Origin of the sequence: Frankia sp. AiPa1, from assembly GCF_023243075.1 — a bacterium.
Lineage (GTDB): Bacteria > Actinomycetota > Actinomycetes > Frankiales > Frankiaceae > Frankia.
On sequence record NZ_JALKFZ020000126.1, the window covers coordinates 106,137 to 125,356 of the forward strand.

Annotated in this window: 15 protein-coding genes; 12 read left to right on the forward strand and 3 right to left on the reverse strand. The window is 71.0% G+C overall.

Annotation, left to right across the window (positions count from 1 at the left end; all coding sequences use genetic code 11):
• The first annotated feature begins 24 nt into the window (after window positions 1-24).
• The 7 genes from MXD95_RS12155 (at window position 25) to MXD95_RS12185 (ending at window position 10,136) form a co-directional block, all read left to right on the forward strand.
• Complete coding sequence (locus MXD95_RS12155) at window positions 25-1,251, forward strand: hypothetical protein (protein WP_250640691.1); 1,227 nt, start codon at window positions 25-27, stop codon at window positions 1,249-1,251.
• The gene (locus MXD95_RS12160; protein WP_250640692.1) at window positions 1,248-3,548 is read left to right on the forward strand and encodes a serine/threonine-protein kinase; all 2,301 of its coding nucleotides are present in this window, start codon (window positions 1,248-1,250) and stop codon (window positions 3,546-3,548) included. The genes MXD95_RS12155 and MXD95_RS12160 overlap by 4 nt, the downstream gene beginning before the upstream one ends.
• Complete coding sequence (locus tag MXD95_RS28225) at window positions 3,545-4,651, forward strand: PP2C family protein-serine/threonine phosphatase (protein WP_250640693.1); 1,107 nt, start codon at window positions 3,545-3,547, stop codon at window positions 4,649-4,651. Before MXD95_RS12160 ends, MXD95_RS28225 begins: the two co-directional genes overlap by 4 nt.
• A complete protein-coding gene (locus tag MXD95_RS12170) occupies window positions 4,651-6,006 on the forward strand; it encodes a vWA domain-containing protein (protein WP_250640694.1) in 1,356 nt (451 codons plus the stop codon). The genes MXD95_RS28225 and MXD95_RS12170 overlap by 1 nt, the downstream gene beginning before the upstream one ends.
• A 470-nt stretch (window positions 6,007-6,476) precedes the next feature.
• On the forward strand, window positions 6,477-6,923 hold the full coding sequence (locus MXD95_RS12175) for an FHA domain-containing protein (protein ID WP_250640695.1): 447 nt from the start codon (window positions 6,477-6,479) through the stop codon (window positions 6,921-6,923).
• 236 nt (window positions 6,924-7,159) lie between these two features.
• A complete protein-coding gene (locus MXD95_RS12180) occupies window positions 7,160-9,775 on the forward strand; it encodes an ATP-binding cassette domain-containing protein (protein ID WP_250640696.1) in 2,616 nt (871 codons plus the stop codon).
• 13 nt (window positions 9,776-9,788) lie between these two features.
• Entirely contained in the window at window positions 9,789-10,136 is a 348-nt protein-coding gene (locus MXD95_RS12185; protein WP_250640697.1) for a VWA domain-containing protein, read from the forward strand.
• A 32-nt stretch (window positions 10,137-10,168) separates the two neighbouring features.
• Here MXD95_RS12185 and MXD95_RS12190 read toward each other — a convergent pair whose 3' ends face one another.
• Window positions 10,169-11,401 (reverse strand): ABC transporter substrate-binding protein, encoded by a 1,233-nt coding sequence (locus MXD95_RS12190; protein ID WP_250640698.1) that lies wholly within the window; start codon window positions 11,399-11,401, stop codon window positions 10,169-10,171.
• 211 nt (window positions 11,402-11,612) lie between these two features.
• Here MXD95_RS12190 and MXD95_RS12195 point away from each other — a divergent pair, with 211 nt between their 5' ends.
• The 5 genes from MXD95_RS12195 (at window position 11,613) to MXD95_RS12210 (ending at window position 15,867) form a co-directional block, all read left to right on the forward strand.
• Window positions 11,613-12,194 carry a cytochrome P450 gene (locus tag MXD95_RS12195; RefSeq protein WP_308301482.1) on the forward strand — a complete coding sequence of 194 codons (582 nt, stop codon included), beginning with the start codon at window positions 11,613-11,615 and terminating at the stop codon, window positions 12,192-12,194.
• 50 nt (window positions 12,195-12,244) lie between these two features.
• On the forward strand, window positions 12,245-13,042 hold the full coding sequence (locus MXD95_RS12200) for an enoyl-CoA hydratase/isomerase family protein (RefSeq protein ID WP_250640699.1): 798 nt from the start codon (window positions 12,245-12,247) through the stop codon (window positions 13,040-13,042).
• Window positions 13,043-13,213: 171 nt separating this feature from the next.
• Window positions 13,214-14,428 (forward strand): esterase/lipase family protein, encoded by a 1,215-nt coding sequence (locus MXD95_RS12205; RefSeq protein ID WP_250640700.1) that lies wholly within the window; start codon window positions 13,214-13,216, stop codon window positions 14,426-14,428.
• 177 nt (window positions 14,429-14,605) lie between these two features.
• Window positions 14,606-14,737 (forward strand): hypothetical protein, encoded by a 132-nt coding sequence (locus MXD95_RS28510; RefSeq protein WP_285223609.1) that lies wholly within the window; start codon window positions 14,606-14,608, stop codon window positions 14,735-14,737.
• Between the two features lie 86 nt (window positions 14,738-14,823).
• A complete protein-coding gene (locus MXD95_RS12210) occupies window positions 14,824-15,867 on the forward strand; it encodes an LLM class F420-dependent oxidoreductase (RefSeq protein WP_250640701.1) in 1,044 nt (347 codons plus the stop codon).
• Window positions 15,868-15,896: 29 nt separating this feature from the next.
• On the opposite strand, the gene MXD95_RS12215 is transcribed toward MXD95_RS12210, so the two are convergent.
• Entirely contained in the window at window positions 15,897-17,180 is a 1,284-nt protein-coding gene (locus tag MXD95_RS12215; protein ID WP_250640702.1) for an amidohydrolase family protein, read from the reverse strand.
• 147 nt (window positions 17,181-17,327) lie between these two features.
• Window positions 17,328-19,064 carry a class I adenylate-forming enzyme family protein gene (locus tag MXD95_RS12220; protein WP_250640703.1) on the reverse strand — a complete coding sequence of 579 codons (1,737 nt, stop codon included), beginning with the start codon at window positions 19,062-19,064 and terminating at the stop codon, window positions 17,328-17,330.
• Window positions 19,065-19,220 lie beyond the last annotated feature (156 nt).

Here is a 19,220-nt window from a genome sequence, read left to right on the forward strand (position 1 = left end):
GACGGTGCCACCGGGACGATCGCGATGATCGCCGAAGGGCTCTCCGGCGTGGACGCGTCCGTCGCGCGCCTGCGCGCGGCATCGACCGAGCTCGCCGCCACGCTGATCGAGCTCGACGCCCATCGGGGCCGGTCGTTGCTGGACCCGGCCCACTGCGCGGGGGCCACCGCCGCCCGCGCCACCGTCGCGCTCGACCGGCTGGCCTGGCTGTGGGACCGGTACCTGGCCCTGTTCGACCTGCTCACCAGGGCGGACACCGCGGCGGCACGGCGGGGTGGACGGCGACGCGAGCAGCTCACCGATCTGCTGCGCACCGCCGAGGCCGCGGCCCACCCGGGCCCGCCCCATCCCGAACCAGAGGATCCTCCGCCGGGCAGCGGGGCGTCGGACGAGATGGGCCTGGCCGCGATTGCCAGAACCGTCGCTCGGGTACGCACCGACTTCGACGCGGTGGTGAACGCTCACCAGGCTCATCTGGCGATCCTCGCCGGCGCCGAGGAACTGCTGGCCCGGCTCGTCGCCGAGGCCACCCGGATCGGCAGCCCGCCGCTGGCGGAGCTCGGCGCGGCCGCCGCGGCGCTGGCGCCGCTATCGGCGGCCATCGCCGCGGACCCGCTCGGCCTCGCGGCGCGGCAGCCGATCGAAGCCAGGGCGGCCCTCGACCGCGCCGCGGCCAGCATCGACCCGCTGGTCAGGGCCTACGACACCCTGGACGACGGGCTGCGCGATGCCGCCACCCTGCTCGACACGGTGGTGGGCGTCGCCGCGGACGGCGAGCGGGACGCCGGCCGGGCCGCGGGCCGCATCCGCCTCGCCGAGGGCGAGCTGCTGCGCCTGCCCGAGGGCTGGCTGGACGATCCCGGTCACGGCCTGCGCCCCTGGCTGGAACGGCTGCGCGGGCTTGCCGCCGGCCCACCGCAGCGGCGCCTCGCCGCCGTGCGCGGCCTCGCCGCCTGGACCGCCGTCGCCGAGCAGGCACTGGCGCAGGCCCGGCACGTCGCCGAGGCGAACACACTCCCCTTGCGGCGGCGCGACGAGCTGCGCGGACTACTGGGAGCGCTGCGGCAGAAGGCGGTCGCGACCGGGCAGGCCGAGGACCCGGCGCTCGAGCAGAGCTACGCCGGCGCGCGCGACGTCCTGTACACCGCGCCGACGGATCTGACCCTGGCCCAGGACCGGGTTACCGACTACGCGTCGGCGCTGAACGGAGCGTGCCGCGCGAACAACGAGGGGCGGGGCGCGACGTCATGACAGTGATCGCCTGTCCGGAGCCGGGCTGCCCGGGCGTCATCGAGGATGGTTACTGCACCGAGACGGGCCTGGCCTACCCGCCCCCCGCCAGCGGCGTCGCCTCCGACGGGACGGCGCCGGGCGGTCCGGGCGGTCCAGAACCCATCAACGCGATTCCCGCGACCACCAACGCGATCGGCGGAGGCGGGCGGCCGATCAGTCCCCAGGCGATGCCCGCCAGCGCGGGGCCGACCAGATCGTCCAGCCGGGGTGTGGCCGGCGGGTCGGTGCGTTCGCGTCCGTCGACGCCCTCCGGTGGGCGACGGCGTGGCCTTGGCGCAGGAATCGTCCAGGTGCCGGAGCTACCCGCTCCCGATCCGACGGCGCGACTGCTGACCTCACCCAGCGTGCCCGAGCACCGGCGGTTCTGCCCGCGGGGCCATCCAGTCGGGCGGGCTCGCGGTGGCCGGCCGGGCCGCACGGTCGGGTTCTGCGGCGAGTGCCAGGCGCCGTTCTCGTTCGTCCCGGCGTTGCGTGCCGGTGACACCATCGGCGGCTACGAGATCGCCGGCGCGCTGGCCCACGGCGGTCAGGGTTGGATCTACCTGGCCCGGGACCGCTCGGTGGCCGACGACTTCTGGGTGGTACTCAAGGGCCTGCTCGACGAGGGCGACCCGGATGCGCGTGCCGCCGCCATCGCCGAACGGCGCTTTCTGGCCACCGTCGACCATCCGGGCATCGTCAAGATCTTCACCTTCGTCGAGCATGGCGGCACGGGCTACATCGTCATGGAGTACGTCGGCGGGACGTCCCTGCGCGACCTGCTGAAGGACCGCCGGGCCGCGGCGGGGCGAACTGACCCGCTGCCCGCGCACCTGGCGATCTCGTACATCCTCGCCGTCCTGCCCGCGTTCACCTACCTGCACCGCGCCGGCCTGGTCTTCTGCGACTTCAAACCGGACAACGTCATGCTCAGCCGGGACACGGTCAAGCTGATCGACCTCGGCGCCGTCCGGCACCTCGACCAGCAGGGCGGCGCGGTCTACGGCACCAAGGGCTATCAGGCCCCGGAGGTGTCGGAGACCGGGCCGTCCCTCGCCTCCGACCTGTACACGGTGGGTCGTACTCTGGCCGCGCTGCTGCTGGACTTCCGCGGCAACACCAGCACCTACCGGCACAGCATCCCGCCCGCCGCCGACCATCCGGCGCTGGCCCGCTATGACTCGCTGTACCGCTTCCTGGTCAAGGCGACCGCCGTGCATCCGGACGACCGGTTCGTCTCCGCCGAGGAGATGCACGACGAGCTGGAGGGGGTGCTACGCGAGGTCGGGGCGGACGTCGCCGGCCGACCGTTCCGGTCGACCAGCCGGCGGTTCACCGGCGACGCCCATCCAACCGGGCGCGCCGCCGACGGCACCCCCGCCGGCCCGCCGTGGGTCGTCCTGCCGGTGCTGCTCGTCGATGACTCCGACCCGGCCGCGATCGCGCTCGCCCGGCTGCCCGCCGTCAACGCGGAGGAGCTCGAGCCGCTGCTGACCGCGGCCGGGATCGACGGGGTCGAGGTACGGCTACGGCTCATCCGGGCCCAGGTGGAGGCCGGCCGGTTCGGCCGGGCCCGGGACCTGCTGGACGCCCTCGAGTCCGACGACCCGTGGGAGTGGCGCGCCGCCTACTACCGGGGCATGATCAACCTTGCCGAAGGGGACACCGCCGCCGCCCGCGGCTTCTTCGACCGGGTGTACGCGCAGGCGCCGGGCGAGCTGGCGCCCAAACTGGCGTTGGCGCACGCCGCCGAGGCCGACGGCGACCTGGCGTCCGCCGAACGCCTGTACAACGTCGTGTCCAGCACGGACGACACCTTTACCAGTGCCGCGTTCGGCCTGGCCCGGGTGCGTGCGGCGGTCGGTGACCGGGTCGGTGCGGTTGCCGCCTACCGGCGGGTGGCGCCGGCCTCGGCCGCCTACGTGGACGCCCGGGCGGCGCTCGTCCGTCTGCTGGGAACGACCACCGTCGCCGGCACGCCCTCACGGGACGATCTGGCCGAGGCCGCGCGCGTGCTGGAGACGCTCGACCTCGATGGGATTCGCCGGGTCGAGCTGACCCGTGAGCTGCTCACCGCCGCGGTGGACCTGATCGAACCCGGTCCGCTCGCGCCTGGCGACGACATCACGATCGCCGGCCGGCCGCTGCGCGGTCCCGACCTGCGGCTTGGCCTGGAACAGGTCTACCGGCAGGCGGCCCGCCTCGCGGGCAGCGAGGCCGAACGCCACCGCCTGGTCCAGGAAGCCAACCGGATCCGACCCTGGACGCTTGTGTGAGCGGCCCTGGTGGTCTTGCCGACCGGGCGTCGTCGGCCTGCCCGTCCTGCGGCGAGGAGGCGCTTGCGGCCGACCGCTTCTGCGAGGCCTGCGGCGCCGCCCTGCACACCGACGCCCTGCACATCCCGGTCACGCCGCTCGGCTTGGCCGCCATGGTCGATGCGGCGGATGCAGCGGATCCAGCGGATCCAGCGGTCGCGGAACCGGCTGTCCAGCCTGGTCCGGATCCGGGGGCGGCACTGTCGCGGCCAGAGCCATGCGCGCAGTGCCAGGGCGTCGTGGTCGACGCCGAGGGGTACTGCCTGACGTGCGGTCTTCAGCGCAGCCGACCCGGATCCGGCCGGCCCGAGCGGACCGAGTTCGACCTTGGCCCGCTCGCGGGAGTCTCCGACCGCGGCCTGGTGCATCAGGCCAACGAGGATGCGATGGCCGCGTCCGAGGGCTCGGCCGGTGCGCTGATCGCGGTGGTGTGCGACGGCGTGTCCCGGGCCGTCGGCTCTGGCCCCGGCGCCCGGGCGGCGGCTGCCGCCGCGCTGGCGTCGCTGGCGAGAGCTGCCGGCCCGGCGGGAGACGCCATCCGCGCGGCGGCCGGTGCCGGGCAGGCGGCGATCGAGGCTGTGGCGGCATCCACCGGTGACGAGCCGTCCTGCACATTCGCGGCGGCCCTGTACGCGGGCGGGGTGCTGACCGTCGGCTGGCTCGGCGACAGCCGGGTCTACCTGCTCGACCAGACCGGCCCCCAGTTGCTGACCTTTGACGACACCGTCGCGGCGGCCGCCGCGCGCGAGGGCCTCATCCCGCCCGAAGCGGCGGAGACCGCACCCGGTGCCCATACGATCACCTCCTGGCTGGGCCTGAACAGCCGCCAACCCATCCCCCACGTCCGGACCGCGCACCCGGTCGGCCCTGGCCGGGTTCTGGTCTGCACGGACGGTCTCTGGAACGACGCGTCGTCGCCCGGTGCGCTGGCCGCCCAGATCGCCGAGCTGCCCGGTGACGCCTCCGCGGCCGAGACCGCCCGCCACCTGGTCGCCGCCGCCCTGCGCGCCGGCGGCCGGGACAACATCACCGTCGTCGTCATGGATATCCCCGGGAGAGCCTGATGGTGTCGTTCCGTTGCGAGGTACATCAGAACCCCTACCTGCCCGAGGACGGCACGCAGGTCGACGCGGTGGTCACCGTCACCGTCACCGCCGACGTCGACGGCGCCGGGCCGGCTGCCACGGCCAGACCCGCGCACGGCGAGGCCGCCGGTACTGCCGCCGGGGACCCTGCCGGTGCTGGTACCGGGCGGGCGGCCGGAGGCGGGCCGGATGCGGTGGAGGTCATCCTGCTGGACTGCTCCGGGTCGATGTCCGGTGGCCGCAAGATGGCGGAAGCCCAGCGGGCGGCGGCGGTCGCGGTGGACACGCTGCGTGATGGTGTCGGGTTCGCCGTGATCTGCGGCACCTCCGGCGCGAGCATGATCTATCCGGACGAGGGCCTCGCCATCGTCTCCGACCGCACCCGGCAGGAGGCGAAGGCCAGGATCGGGACGCTGGCGGCGGGTGGTGGCACCGCGATCGGCGCCTGGCTGCGGGCGGCCCGCGCGCTGATGCTGCTCGCGCCCGACGCCATCCACCACGCCCTGCTGCTCACCGACGGGCAGAACAACGAGCCCCCGGACACGCTCGCCGAGGCCCTGGCCGCCTGCGAGGGCGTCTTCCAGTGCGACGCCCGGGGCGTCGGCGCGGACTGGAAGGTCGACGAGCTGCGGCTGATCGCCACCGCTCTGCTGGGCAGCGTCGCCCTGTTGCGGCAACCGGCGGACATCGCCGCCGACTTCCAGGCGGTGATCCAGACCGTCATGGATCGCGGGGTGCGGGACGTCCGCCTGCGGATCTGGGCCCCGCGGGGCGCCCGGATCCGGTTCGTCCGGCAGGTCTCGCCGCAGATCGACGAGCTGACCGGCCGGGCCGTCGCCGTCAGTGACCTCGTTCAGGACTATCCGACGGGTGCGTGGGGATCGGAGACGCGGGACTACCACGTGTGTGTCGACGTGCCGCCCGCCCCGGTCGGCGGCCGACGCCTGGCCGCCCGGATCAGCCTGCTCGACGGCGAACAGACGCTCTCCACCACCAAGGTCGAGGTGATCTGGACCGACGATTCGGTGGAGTCCACCCGGATCAACGAGGTCGTCGCCCATTACACCGGGCAGGCGGAACTGGCTCGCGCCATCCAGGACGGGATCCGCGCCCGGCAGGCCGGGGACGAGGACAGCGCCGTCACCGCACTCGGCCGGGCGGCTCAGCTCGCCGCCGCCGCCGGCGACGAGCTGACCCTGCGCCGGCTGGAAAAGGTCGTTGAGATCGTCGATGCGCAGACCGGCCAGGTTCGCCCGCGCCACAGTGTCGAGAAGCTCGACGAGATGGACCTCGACGCGTCGTCCACGCTGACCGTCACCCCGAAGACGCCGTGAGCGCGGTCTGTCCCGAGGGACATCTGTCCGCCACGGAGGACTGGTGTGACCTCTGCGGTTCGCCGATCGCCCCCGGTCCTTCTCCCCGCGCCCAGCCGTCCCGCGCGGCCGGCCCGCCTCCCGCGGATGGTCAGCGGGGTCCAGCCGGCGCCGTCGATGAGGCCGGGCCGTCCGACGGGGCCGGACCTGCCGACGGGGCCGACCTGCCGCCGACGACCCGGTCGGCCGCACCGTTGACCACGCCCCCACCGTCCGCCCCGGCCTGCCCGGTCTGCACCGAACCGCGCTCCGGCAGCCGCTACTGCGAGGCGTGCGCCTACGATTTCGACACGGGAACCGTGCCCGGCGCCCCCGTTCCGGTCGCGCGTCCAAGCCCGGCATCCCACGCGGGCCCGGCGTCTCGTTCAGGCCCGCCGCCCCATTCCCCGCCGCGCCCCCACCTGCCGGCGACAGCCGATCCGGTCGCCGCCGTGCGTTCGGCCGACGGCCAGACCGTCATCGCGGGCGCGGGCGCGGGCGCGGGCGCGGGCGTCGGCTGGGTCGCCGAGATCGGTCCTGACCGCGCGTTCTTCGACCGCAACGACGACGACGTCGACTTTCCGGACCTGGTCACGCGGCGTCAGGTCGCCCTCGCCGGCGACCGGACCCTCATCGGACGACGCAGCCCCCGGCGCAATGTCCTCCCGGAGATCGACCTGACACTGCCCCCCGAGGACCGCGGGGTGTCCCGCGTGCACGCCTTCCTCGACCACTCCGACGACGGAAGGCTCGCCGTCACCGACGCGGGCTCGGCCAACGGCACCTGGATCGGCAGCGACCCGCGCCCGATCCCGCCGGGCCGGACAGTCCCCCTGGCCGACGGCGACCACATCTACGTCGGTTCCTTCACCCGCATCACCGTCCGCCGCACCTGCTGACCTACCGGGACGGCCCCGGCCGCCACCCTGACCGATTCCACGTCCGCGCCGGTCAGCGCCGATGTGAAGCCGGATTGGGAGCCCGCCCGAGCCCACTGTCCTATCGCGCAGGCCGGCCTTATCGTCCTCTTTCGTCGGCTTTCAGTCAAAGGCCGGCCAAGGTCGATCGGACCGCATATGCTCGCGGCCAATCGGCGGGGCTGATCGGCCGATCTCGCTCTGAGGGGGAGAAAAACATGTCCACGGCCGTTCTGAAGGTGACCAGCATGGCCGGAGAGGTCACTGTCCCCTCGGGACAGCCGCGGTTCATCATCGGGCGAGCACGCAACGCGGACCACGTGATCGCGGACAGCCAGGTCTCGCGGCAGCATCTGATGATCGAGAAGACCGGGCCGGGTTGGGCGGTGCGGGACGTCAGCACCAACGGGACCTGGCTGGATGGCAGCCGGATGCTGACCGCCATCGAGGTGCGCGGCGATACGCGCTTCCGGCTCGGCTCGCTCAGCGGCCCCGAGGTCCTCCTTCGCGTCGAGGTCGACAGCGGTCGGGGCAACTACCCGTCCGATGACTTCGGTGGCACGTTCGGCGGAGGTCTCGAGGGCGGGTACGCCGACCTGCAGACGATGCTGCCCGGCCAGCCGAGCTACGCTCCGCCCCGCGGACCGGAGCGCACAGCCCCCGCCCCGCCGCGTGCGCCGGTCCGGGCCGGTGCCGGTGCTGGATCCGGATCCGGCCACGCCCGCCGGACCGCCGGCGCCGCCCCCGCCGTGCCCCCCACCCCGGCCGGGCATACCCGCCTGGACCGCGAGCACGAGCGCAGCACCACCTACCCGCTGCGCCAGGGCCAGATGCAGATCGGCCGTGGCCGCGGCAACGACATCGTCATCTCCGACCTGCTCGCCTCCCGGCTGCATGCCACGCTGACCGTGCGCGGATCCGACATCGAGCTCGTCGACATGGATTCGGCGAACGGAACGTTCCTCGACGGCCGCCGCATCCAGCGCGCCCAGGTCGTCCAGGGCGACATCATCGCCATCGGTCACCATGTCCTGCAGCTCGAGGGCAACCAGCTCGTCGAGTACATCGACTCTGGCGACGTCAGCTTCGAGGCCGAGCATCTCAACGTGTGGGCCGGCGACAAGCAGCTCATGCACGACATGACGTTTCGCCTGCCAGGGCAGGCCCTGCTCGGCGTCGTGGGCCCGTCGGGCGCCGGAAAGTCGACGCTGCTGGGCGCGCTGACCGGCTTCCGCCCCGCCAACGAGGGCTCCGTGCGTTATGCCGGCCGGGACCTCTACGACGAGTACGACGAGCTGCGCCGCCGGATCGGCTACGTGCCGCAGGACGACATCCTGCACACCTCCCTGACCGTGCGCAAGGCGCTCGAGTACGGCGCCAAGCTGCGGTTCCCGCCCGACGTGACGCAGGCCGAGCGGGACCGGCGGATTGACGAGGTACTCGCCGAGCTGAACCTCACCCCGCATACCGACACGGTGGTCGCGCGGCTGTCCGGCGGTCAGCGCAAGCGGGTGTCGGTGGCCCTGGAGCTCCTCACCCGGCCGACGCTGCTCTACTTGGACGAGCCGACCTCGGGTCTCGATCCGGGTATGGACCTGCAGGTCATGCAGTCGCTGCGCGCGCTCGCCGACGACGGCCGCACCGTCATCGTCGTCACCCACTCGGTGGCGCAGCTTGACCTCTGTGACTACGTCCTGGTGCTGGCCCCTGGCGGTCATGTCGCCTACTTCGGCCCGCCGGGAGATGCGCTGCCGTTCTTCGGCGAACAGGGTTACCCGTGGGTGTTCCTGCGCCTGCAGGAAGACCCGGGCGCCGAGTCCGCGGCACGTTTCCGGGCGTCGCGGCATTATGTCCCCGCCTCGGTGACGGCGCCGTCGGCGCGGCCCGAGCCGGAGGAGTTGCCGAGCATCCGGCAACAGACGGTGCTGTCCCAGCTGGTGTCGCTCAGTAGACGGACGCTGTCGGTCATCGTGTCCGACAAGGGCTATCTGCGGCTGGCCGTCGCATTCCCGTTCGTGCTGGGCGCGATCCCCCGGTTCATCGGCGGGGACTTCGCCGACACCCACGATCCGTTCACCCCGAACTCGAACGGCCCCACCATCTTCCTGATCATGGTGCTGTGTGCCTGCTTCATGGGCATGTCGAACTCCGTGCGGGAAATCGTCAAGGAACGGGCGATCTACCAACGGGAACGCGCGATCGGGCTGTCGCGGACCGCCTACGTCGGCTCCAAGGTGCTGGTGCTGTTCATCATCACCGTGTTGCAGTCCATCCCGTTCACGGCCATCGGGCTGGCCGGCCGGCAGCCACCGAACGCCCTGCTGCTCGGCGACTCGTTGCTGGACTGCATGCTCGCGGTGTTCATCGTCACCTTCGCCTCCGGCATGATCGGCCTGGTGATCTCGGCGCTGGTGGACAATGCCGACAAGACGATGCCGTTGCTGGTGATCGTCACGATGATCCAGCTGGTGTTCTCCGCCGGCATCGTGCCGATCTCGGGAACGCCGGTCCTGCCGCAGATCTCCGCCATCTCCCCCGCCCGCTGGGGTTACGCCGCCATGGCCGCCGACGCCGATTTCAACGTCATCACCAGTGCCGGCGTCCAGCGTCCGAAGACCGTCGCCGGCAAGCCCGTCGCCGGCCAGACCGTGCCGGTCAACCCGAACGCGCCGGAACGAGACGCCCTGTTCGACCACACGAAGAAGCAGTACGCCGTCGACATCGCGGGCGGCGTCACCGTCTCCGTGCTCTTCATTGCCATCACCGGAATCCTGCTGCGCCGCCTCGACCCCAAGACCAACAGAAAACGGAAGCCGGCAGCGGCAGAACAGTAGCTTCTGGCAGTTCATGGCAATCGGCAGGTCCCGACAGTCCGCGGGGGCCGGCACCGGCCAGGCGGTCGGTCCCGATGGCCTGGCGGCCGCTCGTGACCAGCGGGACGGACCAGGAGCCGGCCGAAGCGGCCGGGCCGGCGGAGGCGGCATCCTGGCCCGCCTCGCAGCGGCGATCTCGATGGATTTCTCCTTCCTCGCCGAGCTCGACGAGCTGGGCGGGCGCTACCTGGACAATGCCAACTTCTTCGCCGTCGCCGACCCGTCCGATCTCACCGACGCGCAGCTCTACGAACTGATGATGACGGAATACCCGGCCTGGCTTCACCAGGCGAGGGCAAACGGCCTCGTCACCGGTCCCTGAGCAGGTGAACCGGGGCGTCGGCCAGGAGCGGGTCAGGCGCCGACACGCTCCCCGCAGAAGTTGGGATCGACCGTCGTCACGCCGTCGCCGGCGCTGTTGATCGCGACGAACGGGTAGCACACGGGCATCTTGCCGAAGTCAGCCTCGAAGTTCATAGCCGAGATGAGGCCCCCGGCGGTGTAGTCCCTCACCGCGCGCAGACCGGTTATGAAACTGGACCTGGTCGGGCACGTGCCGGCCGTCTGCAGGCCACGGACCACCATATCCCCGATGAGGTACCCGACCCGGGCCACGACCTGGCCGATGTCCTGTAGTTCCGGCGCGTACGCGGCCATCGCCTTCTCGTAGGCGATGTACGCGGGCAACCGCGGATCCGCCGGCTGCGTATTGTAGAAGGTAATGCCGGCCAGCAGCGGGCCATAGTTCTTCATTACATCGACGCCGGGTGGCGCGCCGGAGCTGATGATGACTTTAGGGTTGATGTTCTTCCGCCGCACGGCGGCGACGATCTGGACGAAAGTTTCGGTCGTGAGCGGGCTGACCAGGGTGTCCACTTTGTTCACGGTCATCAGATGAATGATCTGATCGATCTGATGCTGGCTTGGTGTCTCGTCCGCGACCGCCGTCACCACCGGGATGCCCTTTGACTGGAAGCTGGATTCCAGCTGTTTGGCGATGTTCGCCGAGAGGCCGAGACCGGCCGGGTCGGAGACGACCAGGGCCCGGGTTCCACCATGCGCCTGCGCGTACTTCCCGAAGGTGGTGACCGAAGCCGCCGAACTGGTGGCGATCTGGGAATAGTTGAAGGTGAACATGTTCCGGTACTGTGCCCATACGGGCTCCGCGGCGATACCGATCACCGGAACACCCGTGGCGTGAAGATACGCGGCTCCGCCGGTCGAGGTCGCGGTCGACTCAAGAACGGCGAAGACTTTCTTGTTCTCCACCAGGTTCCGACTGACCACCCCGTTGGTGTCCAGCCTTCCCCGGTCGTCCGCCCAGATATAATGGATCCGCCGACCATTCACGCCGCCGGCCGCGTTCGCGGCACCCAACCTGGCATCCAGCCCGGCTCGCACCGTCTGAAAAGTGGCGGCCAGCGCCCCGGTGTCCGGATAGATTAGGCCGACGTCAACCTCACTGCTCGAGACTCCAGGTGTGGTGCCGCAGGATGCGCCCGCCGCGGTCGGACTGCCGCCGCAGCCTGCCGCAACGGCGCCGAACAGCAGTACAGCCGATAACAACGACAGTGCTCGAATTCTCACAGAAGCGGGCCTCTCCGCACATAGCTCGACAGGCCGCCAGAGTAGCATCCGTAACACAATCGTCTAACTATCAAATCACAATCGGCTTGCCATTGTATCGACGCGAGAGACCCGGTATAGGCAGTACTACGTACCGTTTTGTCCAAACATTCGATGCTTTCAGCCTCATCAAGGACAAAGTGCCATCGGATGTCTGAAGTCACGATCCGTGATGACGCTCGAAGGGTCTCAGCCGGATCAGGAATTCGACGACCAGGCAGCCCGGCGCCGCACCTATCGGTCGGAGATCCTGACCTACATCGCGGGCGCCGGCAGCGAGACCACGACGCGGTTGATCGGCTGGACCGGCGCGTTGCTCGCCGAGCATCCCGAGCAGCGCCGTGAGCTGGTCCAGGATCCGTCGCGCATTCCCGTGGCCATCGAGGAGATCCTGCGCTTCGAGCCGCCGGCCATCCACGTGGCCCGCTACGTCTCGCGGGACGCGGAGTTCCACGGCACCACCGTGCCCGCGGGCAGCGCCATCAGCCTCCTGATCGGCTCCGCCAACCGGGACCAGCGCCGCCGGCCCGACGGCGACACCTTCGACATCCACCGGACCCCCGGCCCGACCCTCTCCTTCGGTCACGGACCGCATTTCTGCCTGGGGGCCTCACTCGCCCGGGTCGAGGGCCGTGTCGCGCTGGAGGAGATCCTTCGGCGGTTCCCCGAGTGGGATATCGACGTCGAGGGCGCGAAGCTCGCGTCGACCGCCACCGTCCGCGGCTGGGAGACGCTGCCGGCTTTCATCCGATGACGCCGGACTCCCTCCCGGCGTAAAGTCCGCTGCCGAGCGAGGGAGTTCGCATGACGGACGATCTGGGCGCGGCCGGGCTGCGCTTCGAACGCGACGGGGTCATCGGCTGGTGCGTCATCGACCGGCCGGCGGCCCGCAACGCGCTGACGGCGGCCATGTATTACGGCGTGAAACGGGCGGTGCGGCTCGTCAACAGTGATCCCGACCTGGCCGCGCTCATCATCACCGGCACCGGTGACGTGTTCGCGCCGGGCGGCGACCTCGGCAGCCGGTCCGAGCCGGGAGACCACGTGCCCGCCGGCATCGACGGTGCGGACATCCTGCCGTTCCTCACTGTCCGCGACAGCCAGGCCCCGGTGATCTCCGCCGTCAACGGCATCTGCCAGGGCGGCGGCCTGCTCATCGCGATGATGAGCGACATCGCCGTGGTCAGCGACCGGGCCACCTTCCGGGCCCCCGAGCTGCTGCGCGGCATTCCCGACGCGACCTATGCGGCCGTCCTGCCCGCCCACGTCGGCCTCGCCGTGGCCCGCGACCTGCTGCTCTCGGGCCGCCGGCTCGACGCCATCGAGGCGCAGCGCCTCGGCCTGATCAGCCGGATCGTGCCGCACGAGCGGCTGCGCGAGGCCGCCGTCCAGGCGGTCACGGAGGTTCTGCGCACCGCCCCGGATGCCCGCCTGCACGTCAAGCGCATGCTCACCGAGCACTATCCCTCGGTTGACTACCAGACGATGTTCTGGGCCCTGCGGCACTCCACGGAAACCCGGGAGGGAATGCTCTCGTTCATGGAGAAGCGTCCGCCCTCCTGGGTTCCCGAGTCCCTGGCCGCGCCCGCCGACCAGCGGTGACGCGAGGCTCCCCGCCGCTGGCCGCGGGGTCGGCAACAGCGACGACCGCGTGACGGCGATCCACCCGTCGCCGCGACACGCGACTGGGTGGTCCTGGCGCATGCGGGGTGTTGGATCAGCACTCGGGATATTACTTTCCGCATTGGTTCACTAGCGGAAAGAGGTCACGTGATGGCGAATCAGGATCTCGAGCGCGCTCGGCGGGCGATCGGGCCGATCGGGCTGGTCACCGCGGCGGGCGAGCAGCCGACCCGGCTGGCGCCGAAAGCCGACGAGGAATGGTCGCTCCCGGGCGGAAGGGCGCTGGTCTACTACGGCCAGGGCAACCGGGGCATAGTCCGCCCGGTTCTCCTGGCGGACGGCTTCGAGTCTGGTCCGACCAATTTCGACGCGGTCTGGGAGCATGTCGACGGTGAACCGCACCGGTTCGCCACCAGGCTGCGGGAGCAGGGCCGCGATCTCATCCTGATCGGCTTCGACGAGCGCTCCGCGTCCATTCTGAACAACGCGAGCACCGCGACGGCCGCGATTCACCAGGCCGTCACCGAGCGGCTCGGCGACACCCGCCTGCTCGTCGGCGGTTTCAGCATGGGCGGAATCGTCACCCGCTACGCGCTGGCCCGCATGGAACTGCAACGCATCGACCATCAGGTCGGGGTGTATCTCTCGGTCGACAGCCCGCACCGGGGTGCGACCGTACCGATCGCGCTGCAGGCGATCGCCCATCACCTCGCACCCGTGAACGACACGTTGTCCCAGCTACTCAACAGCGCGGCCGCCCGTCAGCTGCTGTGGCGTCACATCGAGGAGCCGACGGGGGATTCCTCCACCGAGGACTCGGCCCGTACCGAGTTCCTGGAGCAGCTGGACCGCGTCGGCGGCTGGCCCCGGATCCCGCGCCTGCTCGGCGTGGCCAGCGGCGTCGGCACCGGCCATCGCAACGGCGTACCGCCCGGCGTCCTGGCGCTGCGCAGCAACGGCCCATGGCTGACCGACACCCAACTGTTCACCCAGGCCGGTGGACGCGACCGCGTCGTCGCGGAGCTGCGCGGCCTGCTCGGCGAGGTCACCGTCCGTACCAACAACTTCCCTGACCTCGACGGCGCGCCCGGCGGGACGCTCGGCTCGTTCGGCATCCTCGCCGACACGCTGAAGGACGCCGGCGAGAGTGTCGACGTCTCCCATCGCTCGATCTGCTTCGTGCCGTCGGTCAGCGCCGTCGCGGTCCGTGGAATCGAGACCAACGACGACCTCTACGTCAACATCGACAACCTGCCCCCGGAGGAGAGCGAGCTGGACGACTTCCTCTGCTCCTCCACCCCGGTCCCCCACAGCGCCCTCACCGACGAGATCAGCGCCTGGATCCTCGACCGCCTCCCCGACTGACCCTCTGTCCCTGGCTGACCCTCTCTCCCTGGCTGACCCTCGTCCAGGTACACGCCTGGGAGGTGATCGTTCGGACGGGAGGACCCGGGCGGTCATCTCCCGAGAGACAGGTTCGTGCGGTGACCGCCCGAGAGGCAAGCCCTGAGCGGTCACCGGACGAGGGGGCAGCCTCGTCCGGTGACCGCCTGGACACCCGAGCGCCACGGCGACACCTGCCTGGTGCGTCTGGTCGACGCCGGAGCCGGCGACAAGCTGGGCGGCCTCGCGACCCAGCTGGCCGATCTGCCGAGGCTCCGCGCGACCGCCTGAGGCGGGCCGCCCGCGCGCCCTCCCCGCACCATCCTGAGCGTCGGACCGTCCCATGTGTTGAGCGGATCGGGCTAGAGTCGGGCTCCATGAAGGTTGATGGTGGACTGTCGTCCTCCCTGTCCGGCGTCCCGGCCGCGGCCGGCAGGCTCGAGCGGCTGGGTTATGACGGCGCCTGGTGCGGCGAGGTGAACAGCGATCCCTTCCTGCCGCTCGTGCTCGCCGCCGAGCACACGTCCCGGATCGAGATCGGGACGTCGATCGCGGTGGCGTTCGCCCGCAACCCGATGTCCGTCGCCCAGCTTGGCTGGGACCTGCAGGCCTACTCGCAGGGCCGGTTCGTCCTCGGCCTCGGCTCGCAGGTGCGCCCGCACATCGAGCGCAGGTTCGGCATGCCCTGGGGCAGGCCGGTCGCCCGGATGCGGGAGTTCGTCCTCGCGCTGCGGGCGATCTGGTCGTCCTGGCAGGACGGGACACCGCTGCGGTTCGAGGGCGAGTACTACACCCACACGCTCATGACGCCGGCCTTCGTCCCCGCAGCGCACCCCCACGGCCAGCCGAAGATCTTCGTGGCCGCGGTCGGCGCCGCGATGACCAGGCTGTGTGGTGAGGTGACGGACGGCATTTACACCCACGCGTTCACCACCCCGCGCTACCTGCGCGAAGTCACTGTCCCGGCCCTGCTCGACGGCCTGGCCAGCGCCGGGAGAACCCGCACCGACCTCCAGATCAGCTATCCGGCCTTCGTGGCGACCGGGCAGAACGACGCCGAGATCGAGGCCGCCGCCGACGCGATGCGCCACCGGATCGCCTTCTACGGGTCGACTCCCGCCTACCGGGCCGTGCTCGACCTGCACGGCTGGGGTGACCTGCACACCGACCTGCACAGGCTGTCGCGGCAGGGAGAGTGGGCCGCGATGGGCCGGCTCATCGACGACGAGATCCTCGATGCCTTCGTCGTCGTCGCCCCGCTCGACACCCTGGCCGATCGCATCCGCGACCGCTTCGGGGGCGTGGTCGACCGGCTCATGCTGAGTCTCCCGGCGGACACACCCGCGGAAACCACCCAGGCGGTGCTGGACGCGGTGCGAACCCCCGTGGCCGCAACCCCCGCCGAGGCGGCGCATTCGTAGCCCCACGCGGCGGCCGAGCCCGGACCGGCTCAGGCGGTCGCGATCTCGGCGATCTTGGATAGGAGGCCCGCGGCGGACTGCTTCTCGAGCCGGCCCTGGTCGAAGCTGCGGATCGAGACGTCATGCCCGGCGGCCGCCGCGCGCAGGGCGCCGACCGTGGACTTCTCCCGGGGCAGGTGGGAGAACGGGTCGAACGAGTACCACCGGCAGGCGTTCTCGAAGGTCATCTTGTTGATCTCGTCGTCGGGCACGCCGACGGTGACCGCGGCCAGCTCCTCGGGAGCGGTCGGCCAGGACGAGTCGGAATGCGGGTAGTCGCACTCCCAGGAAATGTTGTCGATGCCGATGTCGTGGCGCAGCTTCACACCGATCGGGTCGGCGATGAAACAGGTCAGGAACCGCTCACGGAAGATCTCGCTGGGAATTTTGCCGCCGAAGTTCTGGCCGGTCCACAGGTGGTGCATCTCGTAGGTGCGGTCGAGTCGGTCGAGGAAGTACGGAATCCATCCCGTGCCGCCCTCGGACAGCGCGATGCGCAGGTCCGGGAACTCCTTGATGACCCGCGACCAGACCAGGTCGGCGGCGGCCTGGCAGATGTTCATCGGCTGCAACGTGATCATCACGTCGACCGGTGCGTCCTTCGCCGTCACCGAGAGCTGCCCGGACGAGCCGAGGTGGATCGAGAGCACTGTGCCGGTCTCCGACAGCGCCCGCCACACCGGGTCCCAGTAGCTGTCATGGAAGCTCGGGTAGCCGAGCGTCGCCGGGTTCTCGGTGAACGTCAGCGAATGGCAGCCCTTGGCCGCCGCCCGGCGCACCTCGGCGGCGCACAGCTCGGCGTCCCACAGGATCGGCAGCGCCATGGGGATGAAACGGCCCGGGTAGGCGCCGGCCCACTCGTCGAGGTGCCAGTCGTTGTAGGCCTGGGTCACCGCGAGCGCGAGGTCCTTGTCCTGCGCCGCGGCGAACAGCCGGCCGCTGAAACCAGGGAACGACGGGAAGCACATCGAGCCGAGCACTCCGCCGGCGTTCATGTCCTTGACCCGCTCGTGCACGTCAAAGCAGCCGGGACGCATCTCCGCGAAGGAGGTCGGCTCGATGCCGTACTCCTCGCGCGGCCGGCCGGCCACCGCGTTCAGCCCGATGTTCGGGATGACCGAGCCGTTGAAGACCCACACGTCGCTGCCCTCGGCGTTGCGGACGACCTTCGGCGCCGCCTCGACGAACCTGGCCGGCAGCCGTCCTTCGAACACGTCGGGCGGCTCGACAAGATGGTCGTCCACGCTGACCAGGATCATGTCTTCTGCCTTCACGGCGCCTCACCTCACAGATTGTCCGGGCACGCGACCGAGCACCCAGCTGACGACGGGGTATGAATTCTGATTCTCGAATGCTCTCTTCCCATCCGGCCTCGCCCGGCGGTCCCGAGGGGCAGGTGGGAAGTTCTGGGCCTGTGCGCCTCACGCACCGGTCGGTGCCGGACCGGGGGCATCCGCGCCGGCATCGACCCAGGCGCGCAGGTCACGCCGGACGATCTTGCCGGTCGGGGTCCGCGGGAGCGGGCCGTCGATCAGGTGCCAGCGGGTGGGGACCTTGTAGTGGGCCAGACGCACCCGGCACCACCGCGTCAGCTGCTCGACCGTCGGCGCGGCGCCCCGGCTCGGCACGACGACCGCGCACACCGCGTCACCGGTCACCTCGTCGTCGACCGCGAGGACCGCCGCCTCGTCGACGTCCGGCGACTCCTCGAGGGCGTACTCGACCTCCGTGGGCGAGACGTTCTCCGCACTCACGAGGATCATGTCGCGGGCGCGGGCATTGAGGAACAGCAGACCGTCCTCACGTCGGGCCACATCCCCGAGGGCGAGCCAGCCGTCGGGCCTGAGCACCTTGGCCGAGGACTCCGGGTCGTTCCAGTAGCCGAGCATCGTGTAGGGGCTGCGCACGTGGACCTCGCCGTACTCCCCTTCCGCGACCACGGCACCGGTCTCGTCGCGCAGCTCCACCTCGAACGTCACGTTGGGTCGGCCGGTCGCCGTCGGATGCGCGAGATACTCGGCCCCACCGACTGACGCGATCACGGCCCCGGCCTCGGTGCTGGAGTAGCCCATGCCGAGGCGCTTCGAGGCCGACGGGAACGCCGTGCGCAGGAGCTCCTGGACGGCCGGGCTCACCGGGGCTCCGCCCACCCCGAGGAAGTGCACGCTGCTGGTGTCGTACGAGCCGACCTTGGCGCAGGTCGCCACCCGCAGTGCGGCGCTGCCGAGCGCCGACCAGCCGGTGACGCGCTCGGCCTCGATGGTCCGCAACACGCGTTCCGGGTCGAACCGCCCGGGCAGCAGGACGATCCGCGAACCCTTCGAGATGGCCATCAGCGTGGCGGCGTGCAGCATCGACACGTGGAACAGCGGGGCGGTGACGAGCAGCACGTCGTCGCTCGGCGGGAGGTCCGCCACGCTCGGCGGGACCGGTATCCCCATGGCAGCCCTGGCCACCACCTCGGTGAACGCGTTGACCTGGGCGGATCCGACGAAGGCGCGGTGCGGCAGGACGACCGCCTTCGCCCGCCCGGTGGTCCCGCTGGTGAACAGCAGCAGCGCCGGGTCGTCCTCGGCGACCGTGACGCTGGTCGGGGACTTTCCCTCGTGCTCGCGCAGCAGTGCCGGGAGGTCGTCGTCGAGGCTCAGCACCGGGAGGTTGATCTCCGCGGCGACCCGGTCGAGCCGCGGCCGGTCACCGATCAGCAGAACCGGCTCGACCAGGGCGGCCGCGTGCCGGTACTCGACCGGCGTCCACCAGCCGTTCATCGCGCACGGCACCGCACCGGCGGTCACCACCGCCCAGAACGCGACCAGCCAGTCCCAGCGGTTGGCGGCGAGCAGGGCGACCCGGTCGCCGGCCTGGACCCCGTATCCGGTCCGCAGGGCGTGCGCGAGCGCGCCCGCCTGCCTGAGCAGATCGGCGAAGGTGAGTCGGACATCTCCGTCGACGACGTACGTCCGCTCGCCGTAACGCTCGCTGGCGGACAGCAGGTCCCCCAGCGAGCGCAGGCGGTCGCGGAACACCGGCAGGACGGTTCCGCGCACATCCTCGAGCTGGATCTCGAACAACGCGCCGGGCCCAGTCAGGGCGGCCCGGATCTCGCGGATATCGGCGGTGGGCGAGGGCTGTCCTAATCGGGCTGGTGTCTGCTGCATCGGTGCGCTCCCGGGTCGCCGCGGTGGTGCGTCGTCGCATTGGTGGATCGCTGCCGTGGTGCCTGGTGCTGGGGCAGGCCGACGCCAGCTCTGGCAGAGTCGCCAGCTCTGCCAGACGGTGCGCCGGGCGGCTACTCCCCTGGTGGGATCTCGTAG

Bases quoted from the DNA above. Each gene is read 5' to 3' on its own strand.
- MXD95_RS12170 (WP_250640694.1), top strand. From the start codon at position 4,651: ATGGTGTCGTTCCGTTGCGAGGTACATCAGAACCCCTACCTGCCCGAG.
- MXD95_RS12185 (WP_250640697.1), top strand. From the start codon at position 9,789: ATGGCAATCGGCAGGTCCCGACAGTCCGCGGGGGCCGGCACCGGCCAG.
- MXD95_RS12160 (WP_250640692.1), top strand. From the start codon at position 1,248: ATGACAGTGATCGCCTGTCCGGAGCCGGGCTGCCCGGGCGTCATCGAG.
- MXD95_RS12195 (WP_308301482.1), top strand. From the start codon at position 11,613: ATGACGCTCGAAGGGTCTCAGCCGGATCAGGAATTCGACGACCAGGCA.
- MXD95_RS12205 (WP_250640700.1), top strand. From the start codon at position 13,214: ATGGCGAATCAGGATCTCGAGCGCGCTCGGCGGGCGATCGGGCCGATC.
- MXD95_RS12155 (WP_250640691.1), top strand. From the start codon at position 25: ATGATCGCCGAAGGGCTCTCCGGCGTGGACGCGTCCGTCGCGCGCCTG.
- MXD95_RS12180 (WP_250640696.1), top strand. From the start codon at position 7,160: ATGTCCACGGCCGTTCTGAAGGTGACCAGCATGGCCGGAGAGGTCACT.
- MXD95_RS12210 (WP_250640701.1), top strand. From the start codon at position 14,824: ATGAAGGTTGATGGTGGACTGTCGTCCTCCCTGTCCGGCGTCCCGGCC.
- MXD95_RS12200 (WP_250640699.1), top strand. From the start codon at position 12,245: ATGACGGACGATCTGGGCGCGGCCGGGCTGCGCTTCGAACGCGACGGG.
- MXD95_RS12220 (WP_250640703.1), bottom strand. From the start codon at position 19,064: ATGCAGCAGACACCAGCCCGATTAGGACAGCCCTCGCCCACCGCCGAT.